This is a genomic window from Pseudomonas sp. FEN, from assembly GCF_904067045.1.
Lineage (GTDB): Bacteria > Pseudomonadota > Gammaproteobacteria > Pseudomonadales > Pseudomonadaceae > Aquipseudomonas.
This window is the reverse complement of the sequence record NZ_CAJFDC010000036.1, coordinates 1,097,734-1,111,777: the sequence shown is the minus strand read 5'-3', so window position 1 is coordinate 1,111,777 and position 14,044 is coordinate 1,097,734. Positions and strand designations below refer to the sequence as shown.

The following is a 14,044-nucleotide window of genomic DNA, read 5'->3' as shown; positions in this document are numbered from 1 at the left end:
GGCGCAGGTGGAAAAACTGGGCATTATCCGTTGCCGGGGCGAGCTTGCCAACCGGTTATGGACTTGTGGTGGCTGGGCGGGCCTCTTCGCGAGCAAGCTCCGCTCCCACAGGTTCTCGGTTGTACGCAAGGTTGCGGCATGGCTCGGACATTATGGGACGGATGCCACAAGTCCCGAGTCGTTTACAGTATTTGCATACAACTCGGACCTGTGGGAGCGGAGCTTGCCCGCGAAGAGGCCAGTGCGGTCAATACAAATCCACCGGATCGACATCCAACGACCAGCGCACCTGCCGCCCACTGGGCATCTGTTCCAGGACCAGCAACCAACTGCTCAACAACCGGTGCAGCGAAGCCCGGCCATTGGCCTGCAACAACAACTGCGCCCGGTAGCGTCCGGCCCGGCGCTCCATGGGCGCCGGTACCGGCCCCAGCAGCTCGATGCCGCCCAGATTCATCTCGGCCAGCAAGCCCTCGGCCGCGCCGCAGGCTTCATCGAGGAAGCCCTCGGCCTGTCCCGGTTTATGGGCTTCGGCCCGCAGCAGGGCCAAGTGCGCGAACGGCGGCAACCCCGCCGCCCGGCGCTCGCTCAAGGCTTGCTCGGCAAAGGCGAAATAGCCCTGCTCGGTCAGTTGCACCAGCAGCGGATGGTCCGCCAGGTGCGTCTGGATGATCACCTTGCCCGGCTCTTCCGCCCGCCCGGCCCGGCCCGCTACCTGGACGATCAGTTGGGCCATGCGCTCGCTGGCGCGGAAGTCGCCGGAGAACAGGCCGCCGTCGGCGTCGAGGATAGACACCAGGGTCACCCGGGGGAAGTGATGGCCTTTAGCAAGCATCTGCGTGCCGACCAGGATGCACGGCTGACCTTTCTGAATGGTGGCGAACAATTGGTTCATCGCGTCCTTGCGCGAAGTACTGTCGCGGTCGACCCGCAGTACCGGGTAATCGGGAAACAGGATGCCCAGGCGTTCTTCGGCGCGCTCGGTCCCGGCCCCTACCGGGCGCAGGTCGACCTTGCCGCACTGCGGACAATTGCGCGGCACCCGTTCGACATAGCCGCAGTGGTGGCAGCGCAATTCGCCAGAGCGCTGGTGCACGGTCATGCGCGCATCGCAGCGCGAGCATTCGGACATCCAGCCACAATCGTGGCACAGCAGCGTCGGCGCAAAGCCGCGCCGGTTGAGAAACACCAGCACCTGCTGGCCGGCGGCGAGGGTCTGGCCAATGGCCTGCTGCATCGGGCCGCTAATGCCGCTATCCAATGGGCGACTCTTGACGTCCAGGCGCAGGAACCGTGGTTGTTTGGCGCCGCCGGCGCGCTCGTTCAGGCGCAACAGGCCGTAGCGCCCGGTGTAGGCGTTGTGCAGGCTTTCCAGGGACGGCGTGGCCGAGCCCAGCACAATCGGGATATTTTCCTGGCGCGCGCGTACCAGTGCCAGGTCGCGGGCGTGATAACGCAAGCCTTCCTGCTGTTTATAGGAGCCATCGTGCTCTTCGTCGATGATGATCAGCCCGGGGTTCTTCATCGGTGTGAACAGCGCCGAGCGGGTGCCGATGATGATATCGGCTTCGCCGTCGCGGGCGGCGAGCCAGGCATCCAGGCGCTCGCGGTCGTTCACCGCCGAGTGCAGCAGGGCGATGCGGGCATTGAAGCGCTGCTCGAAGCGCGCCAGGGTTTGCGGGCCCAGGTTGATTTCGGGGATCAACACCAGCGCCTGCTTGCCGGCTTCCAGGGTCTCGCGGATCAGTTGCAGATAGACTTCAGTCTTGCCGCTGCCAGTGACACCGGCCAGCAGGAACGCGTGAAAGCTGTCGAGCCCGGCGCGGATGGCTTCGCAGGCGGCGCGTTGTTCGCTGTTGAGCGGCAGTTCCGGTTGCGCCAGCCAGTGTTCATGACGTTCGCCGGGGGCGTGGCGGCGAACTTCGACCTGTACCAGGTCCTTGGCCAGCAACAGGTCAAGGCTGTCCTTGCTCAGCATCAGCTTGCTCAGCAATTGATGGGCCACGCCGTGGGGGTGCTGGGCCAGGGTCGCCAGGGCCTCGCGCTGGCGTGGAGCGCGGGCGATGCGCGGATCGTCGAGGCGGGCGCCGGGGACGATCGACCAGAAGCGTTCCTGGCGCACCTCGGCCGGCTCGCCCTGGCGCAGCAGCACCGGCAGTGCCCAGTTCAGGGTGTCGCCGAGGCTGTGCTGATAATACTGCGCGGTCCACAGGCACAGCTTGAACAGCGCCGCTGGCAGCGGCGTCGTGGCGTCGAGCAGGGCCGTGGCGCGGCGGAGCTTGTCCGCCGGGACCTCACTGTGGTCGGCGACCTCCACCAGGATGCCGATCATCTCCCGACGACCGAACGGCACCCGCAGGCGCATGCCGGGCTGCAAGGCGCCACGCGGTACCCCCTCCGGTGCCTGATAATCGAACAGGCGCCGCAGTGGTGAGGGCAGGGCAAGGCGCAGAATGGCGTCGGGCACGCGGTTTTCTCGGGTCGGGCTTCATGAGGGCGCGAGCCTAGCAGACCGCCCGGGCAGTGTCTTCCCGACGGAGGGCATTCCAGCCGCTTGCGTCATGGAAAAGGTCTGGTATGATCGCCGGCTAAATTACGTGCGGTGTTCAACAATCGTGTTGAGCGGCGGCACGCCAGCCTGAGGAAGTCCCCATGAAAGCCGATATTCATCCAGCATACGTAGACATCGACGTTACCTGCAGCTGCGGTAACAAGTTCGTGACCCGTTCGACCCATGGCAAAGCGCTGCCAATCGACGTGTGCAACGAATGCCACCCGTTCTACACCGGTAAGCAGAAGACCCTGGACACCGGCGGCCGCGTTCAGAAGTTCGCCGACCGTTTCGGCATGTTCGGCGCTGTCAAAAAGGCCTGAGGCTGATCGCTCCGGGAGAAACCGCTGGTTTTTCCCGGTCGATAAAAAAGGCGTTCCGCGTGGACGCCTTTTTTGTGCGCGCGATTTGGCTTGACGCTCCGGCATGATTAATTGTGGACATTTTTCTATTTTATTGTGCGCAGTTCGCGCCTTGCGTTTCCTGGCTCTTGGGCCAAAGTCGTAGGGACAGGTGCTTGACACCGGTGACTGGTCAGTCTTGTGAGGACTTGGCGACACGAGTATCCTCGGCGGTCCGTCTGTCCCACAGTAAAAAGCGGAATGCCCACATGTCAGATTTGAAAACTGCCGCTCTCGAATATCATGCCAATCCTCGTCCGGGGAAGCTGAGCGTCGAGCTCACCAAAGCCACCGCTACCGCTCGCGACCTGTCGCTGGCCTATAGCCCCGGCGTAGCCGAACCAGTGCGTGAAATCGCCCGCGATCCTGAGCTGGCCTACAAGTACACTGGCAAGGGCAACCTGGTTGCAGTCATTTCCGATGGCACCGCGATTCTCGGCCTGGGCAACCTCGGCCCATTGGCGTCCAAGCCGGTCATGGAAGGCAAGGGCGTGCTGTTCAAGCGCTTCGCCGGTATCGACGTGTTCGACATCGAAGTCGACTCGGAAAGCCCGCAAGCCTTCATCGACACCGTCAAGCGTATCTCCATCACCTTCGGTGGCATCAATCTGGAAGACATCAAGGCGCCTGAGTGCTTTGAGATCGAACGTGCTCTGATCGAGCAGTGCGATATCCCGGTGTTCCACGATGACCAGCACGGTACCGCGATCGTGACCGCGGCCGGCATGATCAACGCCCTGGAAATCGCCGGCAAGACCCTGCCGCAAGCCAAGATCGTCTGCCTGGGAGCCGGCGCCGCCGCGATCTCCTGCATGAAGCTGTTGGTGAGCATGGGCGCGAATATTGAAAACATCTTCATGGTTGACCGCACTGGCGTGATCCACGCTGGTCGTGACGACCTGAACCAGTACAAGGCGGTGTTTGCTCACGCGACCGAGAAGCGCACCCTGGCTGACGCCCTGCAGGGCGCTGACGTGTTCGTCGGCCTGTCCGGCCCGAACCTGCTGGACGCTGCAGGCCTGAAGTCCATGGCGGCCAACCCGATCGTGTTCGCCTGCTCGAACCCCGATCCGGAAATCGCTCCGGAGCTGGCTCACGCCACTCGCAACGACGTGATCATGGCTACCGGTCGTTCGGACTACCCGAACCAGGTCAACAACGTCCTCGGCTTCCCGTTCATCTTCCGTGGCGCCCTGGACGTTCGCGCCAAACGCATCAACGAAGAGATGAAAGTGGCCGCGGCCAACGCCTTGCGCGAACTGGCCAAGCTGCCGGTGCCTCAGGAAGTGTGCGACGCCTACGGTGGTATCAAGTTGGAATTCGGGCGTGAGTACATCATTCCGAAACCAATGGATGCCCGTCTGATCACCGTGATCTCCGATGCCGTGGCCAAGGCTGCCATCGAGACTGGCGTGGCGACCCTGCCGTATCCGAAGAACTACCCGCTGAAAAGCGTGGATGACGTGTTCAACGGCTAAGTCGTTGTAGCGTCAGACAGAAAAGCCCCGGCTCGCATGAGTCGGGGCTTTTTGTTGTGTGGCTGTCGAGCTTTTGTGGCCACACGGAGCGTGTGGCTGGACGGAATATGTGGCGAGCGGGCTTGCCCGCGCTGGGGGGCGAAGCACCCCCAAAACCTGTGATCGCGCAACGTCAGATAAAACGCGTTGGCCGGTTTTACGACTGCTTCGCAGTCGAGCGCGGCGGTACGGCGTTCCGACAAGCCCGCTCGCCACAAGAGCGCGCCCGACATTAGGGCGGGTTCGTTTGCCGCAGCAAGCCCATTGTCAGGACTTGCTGTTGCATCTCCAATCAGAACAGATCGATCGGCGCCGCTTCGTCCGCCGGCAGCGGGCTGCCCGGAGCGCTGCCGCCATTGCCGATCTCATTGACCGACGGCGGCGTATCTTCGCTCTTGAACAGTTCGAAGTAGGCGTTCGGCGTGCCCGGTGTTGCCGCGCGACCGCTGACCGGATCCACCCGCAGACTGAGGATGCCTTCCGGCTCCGCTTGGGTATGTAGCGGCTTGCCCTTGAGTGCCGCGCCCATGTAGTCCATCCAGATCGGCAGCGCCACGGTGCCGCCGAATTCGCGACGTCCGAGGCTTTCAGGTTGGTCGAAGCCGGTCCAGACAGTGGTGATGTAGTCGGCGTTGTAGCCGGTGAACCAGGCGTCCTTGGACTCGTTGGTGGTGCCGGTCTTGCCCGCCAGGTCGCCACGGCCCAGCGCCAGGGCGCGACGCCCGGTGCCGAGCTTGATCACGTCCTCAAGCATGCTGTTGAGGATGTAGGTGGTCCGTCCGTCGATGATCCGCTCGGCCACCGCCGGTGCCTGGGCGGCGGGCGCGGGGGCTTCGCCGGTGCTGTTGACGGTGAAGGTGGGCTGGCTCGGTGCCGCGATGCCGCTGCTGGCCACCGCGCCGGTCGGCACGCTCGGTGGGTTGGCGACGAACAGGGTGTCGCCATTGCGGCTTTCGATCTTGTCGATCAGGTACGGTGTGATCTTGTAGCCACCGTTGGCGAAGGTGCTCCAGCCAGTGGCAATCTCCATCGGCGTCAGGGTCGCGGTGCCCAGGGCCAGGGACAGGTTGCGCGGCAGATCCTGCTTGTTGAAGCCGAACTTGGCGATGTAGTCGATGGTCTTGTCGACGCCCAGGCTTTGCAGCAGGCGGATCGAAACCAGGTTGCGCGACTTGTACAGCGCCTCGCGCATGCGGATCGGACCGAGGAAGGTATTGGTGTCGTTTTTCGGCCGCCAGACTTTATCCAGGTACTCGTCGACGAACACGATCGGCGCGTCGTTCACCAGGCTGGCCGGAGTGTAGCCATTATCCAGGGCGGCGCTGTAGATGAACGGCTTGAAGCTCGATCCCGGTTGGCGCTTGGCTTGCGTGGCGCGGTTGTAGTTGCTCTGCTCGAAGGCGAAACCACCGACCAGGGCGCGGATCGCGCCGTTTTGTGGGTCGAGCGAGACCAGCGCGCTCTGGGCTACCGGCACCTGGCTGAACTTCAGGCTGTTGTCGGCCTGGCGCTGCACGCGGATCAGGTCGCCGACCTGGGCGACGTCGGCCGGTTGCTTGGGCGCGGCGCCGATGCTGTTGGTGTTGAGGTATGGACGCGCCCATTTCATGCTGTCCCAGGCGACGATTTCCGGGCCGTTGCGGGTCAGCACGTGCAGGCTGGTCTTGTCCACCTGGGTGACGATGGCCGGGTCCAGGCCGCTGATGGTGCGCTGCTTGCCCAATTCCGCGATCCAGACATCGCGGGTCTTGCCCGGCAGGCGCGACTCCGGTCCGCGATAGCCGTGGCGCTGGTCGTAGGTGATCAGGCCCTCTTCGACCGCATGGTTGGCCAGTTCCTGAAGGTTGCTCGGCACGGTGGTGGTGACCCGGAAACCTTCGGTGTAGGCATCGCTGCCATAGCGCCCGACCATTTCCGCGCGGGCCATTTCGGCGATGTACGGCGCGTTCACTTCCGGCGTCGGTACGTGGTAGCTGGCGTTGATCGGTTCGACGATGGCGGCCTGGTAGGCGGCTTCGTCGATCTTGCCCAATTTGTACATGCGGCCCAGGATCCAGTCGCGACGCTCTTTGGCGCGTACCGGGTTGGCCAGCGGGTTGAAGCGCGACGGGGCCTTTGGCAGGCCGGCGATCATGGCCATCTGGGCCAGGGTAATATCACGGATCGACTTGCCGTAATAAACCTGTGACGCTGCTTCGATACCATAGGCGCGGTTGCCCAGGTAGATCTTGTTGACGTACAGCTCGAGGATCTCGTCCTTGGTCAGTTGGCGCTCGATTTGCAGGGCGAGAAGGATTTCGTTGGTCTTGCGCGAGAAGCTACGCTCGCTGGACAGGAAGAAGTTCTTCGCCACCTGCATGGTGATGGTACTGCCGCCGGACTGGATATGTCCGCTCTTGACCAGTTGGGTCGCCGCGCGCATCAGGCTGCTGGGGTCGACGCCATAGTGGTTGGCGAAGTTGTCGTCCTCGGCGCTCAGCAGGGCGTTGATGAAGTTCTGTGGAATGTCGGCGAAGCGCAGGGGCGAACGGCGCATTTCGCCGAATTCGGCGATCAGCTTGCCATCGCTGGTGTAGACCCTGAGCGGAATTTGCAATTGTATGCTGCGCAAAGTCTCGACGGACGGCAGGCCCGGACTAAGATAAAGAAATGCGCCGCTCAGGACGAGCAGCAGCCCGCAGAACACAGCGACGAAAGACCACCCGAAAAACTTCAGCAGACGAATCAAGGCTTGTGGATTTCCAGATAAAAGAATGAGTTAGGCGTCAGGCTAAATTCGCAGCAGGCGCGGGTTCCGCGATTCGGAAAAAAACGCTGGGCATTATAAGCATTTTTGCGCGCTAGCGTCATTTGCGCTTATGTCAAGACTGCTATTAAATGCCCCTGATTATAAAGGGTCCGTAAGTCGCGGATAGTAAAAGGGAATCGGTAGTGCTTGGACTCTTTGGCAAGAAAGCGCATTCGCTCCTGGGGATAGACATCAGTTCCACCTCGGTAAAACTCCTCGAATTGAGCCGTTCCGGTCATCGCTATCGAGTCGAGTCCTACGCCGTGGAGCCGTTGCCGGCCAATGCCGTGGTGGAAAAGAACATCGCCGAGCTCGAAGGCGTCGGGCAGGCCCTCGCGCGGGTGCTGCTCAAGGCCAAGACCAGTACGCGCGGGGTGGCGGTGGCGGTGGCCGGTTCCGCGGTGATCACCAAGACTATCGAGATGGACGCCGGGCTTTCCGATGACGAAATGGAAAACCAGCTGAAGATCGAGGCCGACCAGTACATTCCCTATCCGCTGGAAGAAGTGGCCATCGACTTCGAGGTCCAGGGCTATTCGGCGCGAAACCCCGAGCGTGTCGAAGTGCTGCTTGCCGCCTGTCGGAAAGAAAACGTCGAGGTTCGCGAGGCCGCCCTGGCGCTCGCCGGACTCGAGGCCCAGGTGGTCGATGTCGAGGCCTACGCCCTGGAACGCTCGTTCGGCCTGCTGGCCGCGCAACTGGCCAGCGACCACGAGAAACTGACGGTGGCGGTGGTGGACATCGGTGCCACCATGACCACCCTCAGCGTCCTGCATAACGGCCGGATCATCTACACCCGTGAACAATTGTTCGGCGGTCGCCAGCTTACCGAGGAAATCCAGCGCCGCTACGGCCTTTCCAATGAAGAGGCGGGCCTGGCGAAGAAGCAGGGCGGACTGCCCGACGACTACATCACCGAGGTGCTGCAACCGTTCAAGGATGCCGTGGTCCAGCAGGTGTCCCGTTCCTTGCAGTTCTTCTTCGCCTCCGGGCAGTACAACGATGTCGACTACATCCTGCTCGCGGGCGGCACGGCGTCGATTGCCGGGCTCGATCACCTGATCCAGCAGCGGCTCGGTACGCCGACCCTGGTGGCCAACCCCTTCGCCGACATGGCCTTGAGCAGCAAGGTCAACGCCGGGGCCCTGGCCAGTGATGCGCCGGCCCTGATGATCGCCTGCGGTCTGGCCTTGAGGAGTTTCGACTGATATGGCGCGCATCAACCTTCTGCCCTGGCGCGAACAACTGCGCGAAGAGCGGCGCAAACGTTTCCTGACAGCCCTGGTCGCGGTGCTGGTGGCGGCGGTTGGCGTGGTCCTGCTGACGGACCAGTACTTCAGTGGCGCCGTCGACCGGCAGGTCGCCCGCAATGCCTACATGAGCAAGGAAATCGCCCAGCTCGACAGCCGGATCAAGCAGATTGGCGAACTCAAGGCGCGTCGCCAGCAACTGATCGAGCGCATGAAGATCATCCAGGACCTGCAGGGCAACCGTTCCATCAGTGGGCGGATCTTCGATCAACTGGTCCGGACCCTGCCGGACGGCGTGTATTTCACCGCAGTGAAGATGACTGACAAGACCATCGCGATCACCGGCGCGGCCGAGTCCAACAACCGGGTTTCGGACCTGATGCGTAATCTCGATGCCTCCGATTGGCTCACCGGACCGACGCTGACCGAGGTCAAGGCGACCACCGCCGGTACGGTGGACCAGGCCAACACCTTCCAACTGAGCGTGCGCCAGACCCAGCCAAAAACCGGGGAGGCGAGCAAATGAACGTTTCCGCCTGGATGGACAGCCTGCGCAAGATCGACCTTGCCGACCTCGATATGCAGAACATCGGCTCCTGGCCGGTAGCGGTCAAGGCGGCGAGCGGCATACTGACGGCGATCCTGGTGCTGGCCCTTGGCTACAACTTCTACATCAAGGACCTGACCGATCAACTGGACCGGCAGCGCGCGACGGAAGTGACCCTCAAGGAACAGTTCGCCACCAAGGCGCACCTGGCCGCCAACCTCGAGGCCTATACCCGGCAGATGCAGGATATGGAAGAAACGTTCGGTACCCTGCTCAAACAGTTGCCAAGCGACACCGAGGTGCCGGGGCTGCTGGAAGACATCACGCGCACCGGACTGGGCAGCGGGCTGGAGTTCGAGGAGATCAAACTCTTGCCCGAAGTCACGCAGCAGTTCTATATCGAGCTGCCGATCCAGATTACCGTTACCGGCGCCTATCACGACCTGGCCACCTTCGTCAGCGGCGTGGCCGCCCTGCCACGGATCGTGACCCTGCATGATTTCGAGATCAAGCCGATCGCTTCGTCGCCAGCCGGCGGCAACAAGCTGCGCATGAGCATCCTGGCCAAGACCTATCGCTACAACGACAAGGGGCTACGCAAATGAGCCGCTGGCAAGCGATTTGTCTGGCCCTGTCGGCGCTGCTGCTGGCCGGTTGTGGCAACGGCAATGACTTCAGTGACCTGGATGCCTACATGAAGGAGGTGCGGGCGCGTCCGGCGGGCAATATCGAACCGACGCCGAAGTTTCGCGCCTTCGAGATGTTTACCTACGGTGCCGCCGGGTTGCGCAGTCCGTTCCAGCCGCCGATGAAGGTCGACCTGGTCAATCGTCAGAAAAGCTCCCACGAGGTCAAGCCTGATCCGAATCGGACCAAGCAGTTCCTCGAGGGCTTCAACATCGAGCAATTCGAGATGGTCGGCACGCTATCCAATGCCAGCGGCACCTTTGCCTTGCTGCGCGGCGCCGGTGGCGTCCATCGATTGAAAGTGGGCGACTACCTGGGGCGCAACGATGGCCGTATCGTCGCCATTACCGACTCCCAGGTCGAGGTGATCGAGATCGTTCCGGACGGCGAAGGCACCTGGCTGGAACGACCGCGCACCATCCCTTTGAAAGAGCACTCATAGTGGAATTCGATATGAACAGGATCATTTCATCCCTCGGCATTTCGCTATGGATAGCGCTGCTGTCGCCGATGGTGTTGGCGGCCAACCTGAAGACCCTGGATGTGGCGGCTTTACCCGGGGATCGGGTGGAGCTGAAGCTCGGCTTCGACAGTCCACCCGCCGCGCCCCACGGCTATACCACCGACCAGCCGGCGCGTATCGCCCTGGACCTGAGCGGTGTCTCCAGCCAGTTGACCAACAAGACCCGGGACCTGGGCGTGGGCAATGCGCGTAGCGTGACCGTGGTCGAGGCCAAGGATCGCACGCGACTGATCATCAACCTGACCAAGCTGGTGCCGTACAGCACGCGTATCGAGGGGAGCAACCTGTTCGTGGTGGTTGGACAGGCTGGGGCGCCGCGAGCCCCGGCCCCAACCCCGGCCCGGGCGGCGGTGGCGCTGCCCGCGCGGACGGCGGCCAAGCCCTATGCGGCGGTGGGCAGGGTGATCCGAAATGTCGACTTCCAGCGTGGTGAGCAGGGTGAAGGCAATGTGGTCATCGAGCTGTCCGACCCGTCCATCAGCCCGGATATCCAGGAGCATGGTGGCAAGATCAACGTGGACTTCGCCAAGACCCAGTTGCCCGACCCGCTGCGGGTTCGCCTGGACGTGAAGGATTTCGCCACGCCGGTGCAGTTCGTCAACGCCAGCGCCGTCGCCGACAAGGCAAGCATTTCCATCGAGCCCAGCGGCGCCTTCGATTACTCGACCTACCAGACCGACAACAAGCTGACCATCAGCGTGCGAGCGCTCACCGTCGATGACCTGCAGCGGCGCAACGCTGAACGTTTCGTCTATACCGGCGAAAAGCTTTCGCTGAACTTCCAGGACATCGACGTGCGTTCGGTGCTGCAACTGATCGCCGACTTCACCAATCTCAACCTGGTGGCCAGTGACACGGTGCAGGGCGGCATCACCTTGCGCTTGCAGAATGTGCCCTGGGACCAGGCGCTGGACCTGGTGTTGAAAACCAAGGGGCTGGACAAGCGCAAGATCGGCAACGTGTTGCTGGTGGCCCCGGCGGACGAGATTGCCGCCCGTGAGCGCCAGGAGTTGGAGTCGCAGAAACAGATCGCTGAACTGGCGCCGTTGCGCCGCGAGCTGTTGCAGGTCAACTACGCGAAAGCGGCGGATATCGCCAAATTGTTCCAGTCGGTGACCAGTGCCGAGTCCAAGGCCGACGAGCGAGGCTCGATCACCGTGGATGATCGCACCAACAACATCATCGCCTACCAGACCCAGGACCGCCTCGACGAGTTGCGGCGTATCGTCGCCCAGCTGGACATTCCGGTACGCCAGGTGATGATCGAGGCACGTATCGTCGAAGCCACCGTGGGTTATGACAAACAGCTCGGCGCCCGTTGGGGCGGCAGTCTCAAGGGCGGCAACTGGAGTACTTCAGGGGGATCGAAGACCCTCTCCAGTTCGACTGGCCAGAGCACCAGCAAGCCCTTCGTCGACCTGGGGGCAACCTCCGCCACGTCCGGCATCGGCATCGGCTTCGTGACCAACAACACGACCCTGGACCTGGAGCTCAGTGCCATGGAAAAAACCGGCAACGGCGAAGTGGTTTCCCAGCCCAAGGTGGTCACTTCCGACAAGGAAACCGCCAAGATCCTAAAGGGCACCGAGATCCCGTACCAGGAGTCCAGCTCCAGTGGCGCGACCTCGGTGTCTTTCAAGGAAGCCTCGCTGTCCCTGGAAGTGACCCCGCAGATCACCCCGGACAACCGGATCATCATGGAAGTGAAGGTGACCAAGGATGAGCCGGACTACCAGAACGTGCTGAACAACGTTCCACCGATCAAGAAAAACCAGGTCAACGCCAAGGTCCTGGTCAACGACGGCGAAACCGTGGTGATCGGCGGCGTATTTTCCAATACTCAGAGCAAAACCGAAGAGAAGGTGCCATTTCTCGGTGATGTGCCGTATGTTGGCCGCCTCTTTCGTCGAGATATCGTCTCGGAATCAAAAACCGAGCTGCTGGTATTCCTGACTCCGCGTATCATGAATAACCAGGCGATTGCTGTGAGTCGTTGATTCTGTGCGAAATTTAATTCTTGTAGGACCTATGGGGGCTGGAAAGAGCACCATAGGCCGTTTGCTGGCCAAAGAGCTGCGCCTGCCATTCAAAGATTCCGACAAGGAAATTGAATTGCGTAGTGGCGCGAATATTCCGTGGATCTTCGACAAGGAAGGCGAACCGGGCTTTCGCGACCGTGAACAGGCGATGATTGCCGAACTGTGCGCGTCTGACGGTGTGGTCTTGGCCACCGGCGGCGGCGCGGTCATGCGCGACGAAAACCGCCAGGCCCTGCATGCCGGTGGCCGGGTGGTCTACCTGCACGCTTCGGTGGAGCAACAGGTAGGGCGCACGGCGCGCGATCGCAATCGACCGTTGCTGCGTACCGCCGACCCGGCCAAGACCCTGCGCGACCTGTTGGCGATCCGTGATCCGCTTTATCGGGAAATCGCTGATCTGGTGGTGGAAACCGATGAGCGGCCGCCGCGCATGGTGGTGCTGGACATCCTTGAACGCTTGCAGCAGCTGCCTCCCCGTTAAAGCGTGGGAGGAAATGCGCTATCCTCGACAACCGCCATGCTCGGTGTCGGTCATGGCTTAAAGCCATCGGGCCGCGTCAATACCAGGCGCCGCCGACAATCGTTAATCCTGAGACTGGACGCCCGCGTCCATCTTCACTGTGGGGACACATGCAGACACTTAAGGTCGATCTAGGCGAGCGCAGCTATCCGATTCACATTGGCGAAGGGCTGCTGGACCAGCCCGGACTGCTGACGCCGCACATTGCCGGGCGGCAGGTTGCCATTATCTCCAATGATACTGTCGCTCCGCTCTACCTCGAGCGCCTGACCCGCAGTCTGTCGGCCTATTCCGTGATCTCGGTGGTGTTGCCCGATGGCGAGGCCTTCAAGACCTGGGAAACCCTGCAACTGATCTTCGACGGCCTGCTGACGGCGCGCCATGACCGCCGTACCACCGTGATCGCCCTGGGCGGCGGGGTGATCGGCGACATGGCCGGTTTCGCGGCGGCCTGCTACCAGCGCGGCGTGGACTTCATCCAGGTGCCGACCACCTTGTTGTCCCAGGTCGATTCGTCGGTGGGCGGCAAGACCGGTATCAATCACCCGCTGGGCAAGAACATGGTCGGGGCCTTCTATCAGCCCAATGTGGTGCTGATCGATACCACGACCCTGAACACCCTGCCGCCGCGCGAGCTGTCGGCGGGCCTGGCGGAAGTGATCAAGTACGGCCTGATCTGCGACGAGCCGTTCCTGACCTGGCTGGAAGAGCATGTCGACCAGTTGCGTGCCCTGGACCAGGGCGTCCTGACCGTCGCCATCGAGCGTTCCTGCGCGGCCAAGGCCGCCGTGGTCGGTGCCGACGAGCGCGAGTCCGGCGTGCGCGCCACGCTCAACCTCGGGCACACTTTCGGCCACGCCATCGAGACTCACATGGGCTATGGTGTCTGGCTGCACGGTGAAGCCGTGGCGGCGGGGACGGTGATGGCGCTGGAGATGTCCACGCGACTGGGCTGGATCAGCGCCGAGGAACGCGATCGCGGCATCCGTCTGTTCCAGCGTGCCGGCTTGCCGGTCATTCCGCCGGAGGAAATGACCGCCGCCGATTTTCTCGAACACATGGCAATTGACAAGAAAGTGATCGACGGTCGCCTGCGCCTGGTGCTGTTGCGCCGAATGGGCGAAGCCGTGGTGACCGACGATTATCCGAAAGAAGTTCTACAGGCCACGCTGGGGGCGGACTACCGCGCTCTGGCTCAGCTTAAAGGTTGATAGGATTCCG

At 62.4% G+C, this 14,044-nt stretch carries 11 protein-coding genes; 9 read left to right on the top strand and 2 right to left on the bottom strand.

Annotation, left to right across the window (positions count from 1 at the left end):
• Positions 1-247 precede the first annotated feature (247 nt).
• On the bottom strand, positions 248-2,467 hold the full coding sequence (locus PFEN_RS28480; protein ID WP_191489909.1) for a primosomal protein N': 2,220 nt from the start codon (positions 2,465-2,467) through the stop codon (positions 248-250).
• Between the two features lie 185 nt (positions 2,468-2,652).
• Here PFEN_RS28480 and rpmE point away from each other — a divergent pair, with 185 nt between their 5' ends.
• A complete protein-coding gene (gene rpmE / locus PFEN_RS28475; protein WP_100940403.1) occupies positions 2,653-2,874 on the top strand; it encodes a 50S ribosomal protein L31 in 222 nt (73 codons plus the stop codon).
• A 287-nt stretch (positions 2,875-3,161) separates the two neighbouring features.
• Positions 3,162-4,430 carry a malic enzyme-like NAD(P)-binding protein gene (locus PFEN_RS28470; protein ID WP_191489908.1) on the top strand — a complete coding sequence of 423 codons (1,269 nt, stop codon included), beginning with the start codon at positions 3,162-3,164 and terminating at the stop codon, positions 4,428-4,430.
• A 331-nt stretch (positions 4,431-4,761) separates the two neighbouring features.
• On the opposite strand, the gene PFEN_RS28465 is transcribed toward PFEN_RS28470, so the two are convergent.
• A complete protein-coding gene (locus PFEN_RS28465; protein WP_412071494.1) occupies positions 4,762-7,194 on the bottom strand; it encodes a penicillin-binding protein 1A in 2,433 nt (810 codons plus the stop codon).
• A gap of 206 nt (positions 7,195-7,400) precedes the next feature.
• Here PFEN_RS28465 and PFEN_RS28460 point away from each other — a divergent pair, with 206 nt between their 5' ends.
• From PFEN_RS28460 to aroB, 7 genes are all read left to right on the top strand, one after another.
• Positions 7,401-8,465 carry a pilus assembly protein PilM gene (locus PFEN_RS28460; RefSeq protein WP_191489906.1) on the top strand — a complete coding sequence of 355 codons (1,065 nt, stop codon included), beginning with the start codon at positions 7,401-7,403 and terminating at the stop codon, positions 8,463-8,465.
• A gap of 1 nt (position 8,466) precedes the next feature.
• On the top strand, positions 8,467-9,033 hold the full coding sequence (locus tag PFEN_RS28455; RefSeq protein ID WP_191489905.1) for a PilN domain-containing protein: 567 nt from the start codon (positions 8,467-8,469) through the stop codon (positions 9,031-9,033).
• On the top strand, positions 9,030-9,659 hold the full coding sequence (gene pilO, locus PFEN_RS28450) for a type 4a pilus biogenesis protein PilO (protein WP_191489904.1): 630 nt from the start codon (positions 9,030-9,032) through the stop codon (positions 9,657-9,659). Before PFEN_RS28455 ends, pilO begins: the two co-directional genes overlap by 4 nt.
• Complete coding sequence (locus PFEN_RS28445) at positions 9,656-10,183, top strand: pilus assembly protein PilP (protein WP_191489903.1); 528 nt, start codon at positions 9,656-9,658, stop codon at positions 10,181-10,183. The genes pilO and PFEN_RS28445 overlap by 4 nt, the downstream gene beginning before the upstream one ends.
• Before the next feature lie 11 nt (positions 10,184-10,194).
• The gene (gene pilQ, locus PFEN_RS28440) at positions 10,195-12,261 is read left to right on the top strand and encodes a type IV pilus secretin PilQ (protein WP_191489902.1); all 2,067 of its coding nucleotides are present in this window, start codon (positions 10,195-10,197) and stop codon (positions 12,259-12,261) included.
• A 4-nt stretch (positions 12,262-12,265) separates the two neighbouring features.
• Positions 12,266-12,784, top strand: a complete 519-nt coding sequence (gene aroK / locus PFEN_RS28435) for a shikimate kinase AroK (protein ID WP_191489901.1) — start codon at positions 12,266-12,268, stop codon at positions 12,782-12,784.
• A gap of 149 nt (positions 12,785-12,933) precedes the next feature.
• Complete coding sequence (aroB, locus tag PFEN_RS28430; protein WP_191489900.1) at positions 12,934-14,034, top strand: 3-dehydroquinate synthase; 1,101 nt, start codon at positions 12,934-12,936, stop codon at positions 14,032-14,034.
• Positions 14,035-14,044: the final 10 nt, after the last annotated feature.

What these genes read in the sequence shown, in the direction of transcription:
- rpmE (WP_100940403.1), top strand. Translation starts at nt 2,653, where the DNA reads ATGAAAGCCGATATTCATCCAGCATACGTAGACATCGACGTTACCTGC.
- PFEN_RS28470 (WP_191489908.1), top strand. Translation starts at nt 3,162, where the DNA reads ATGTCAGATTTGAAAACTGCCGCTCTCGAATATCATGCCAATCCTCGT.
- PFEN_RS28455 (WP_191489905.1), top strand. Translation starts at nt 8,467, where the DNA reads ATGGCGCGCATCAACCTTCTGCCCTGGCGCGAACAACTGCGCGAAGAG.
- pilO (WP_191489904.1), top strand. Translation starts at nt 9,030, where the DNA reads ATGAACGTTTCCGCCTGGATGGACAGCCTGCGCAAGATCGACCTTGCC.
- PFEN_RS28445 (WP_191489903.1), top strand. Translation starts at nt 9,656, where the DNA reads ATGAGCCGCTGGCAAGCGATTTGTCTGGCCCTGTCGGCGCTGCTGCTG.
- pilQ (WP_191489902.1), top strand. Translation starts at nt 10,195, where the DNA reads ATGAACAGGATCATTTCATCCCTCGGCATTTCGCTATGGATAGCGCTG.
- aroB (WP_191489900.1), top strand. Translation starts at nt 12,934, where the DNA reads ATGCAGACACTTAAGGTCGATCTAGGCGAGCGCAGCTATCCGATTCAC.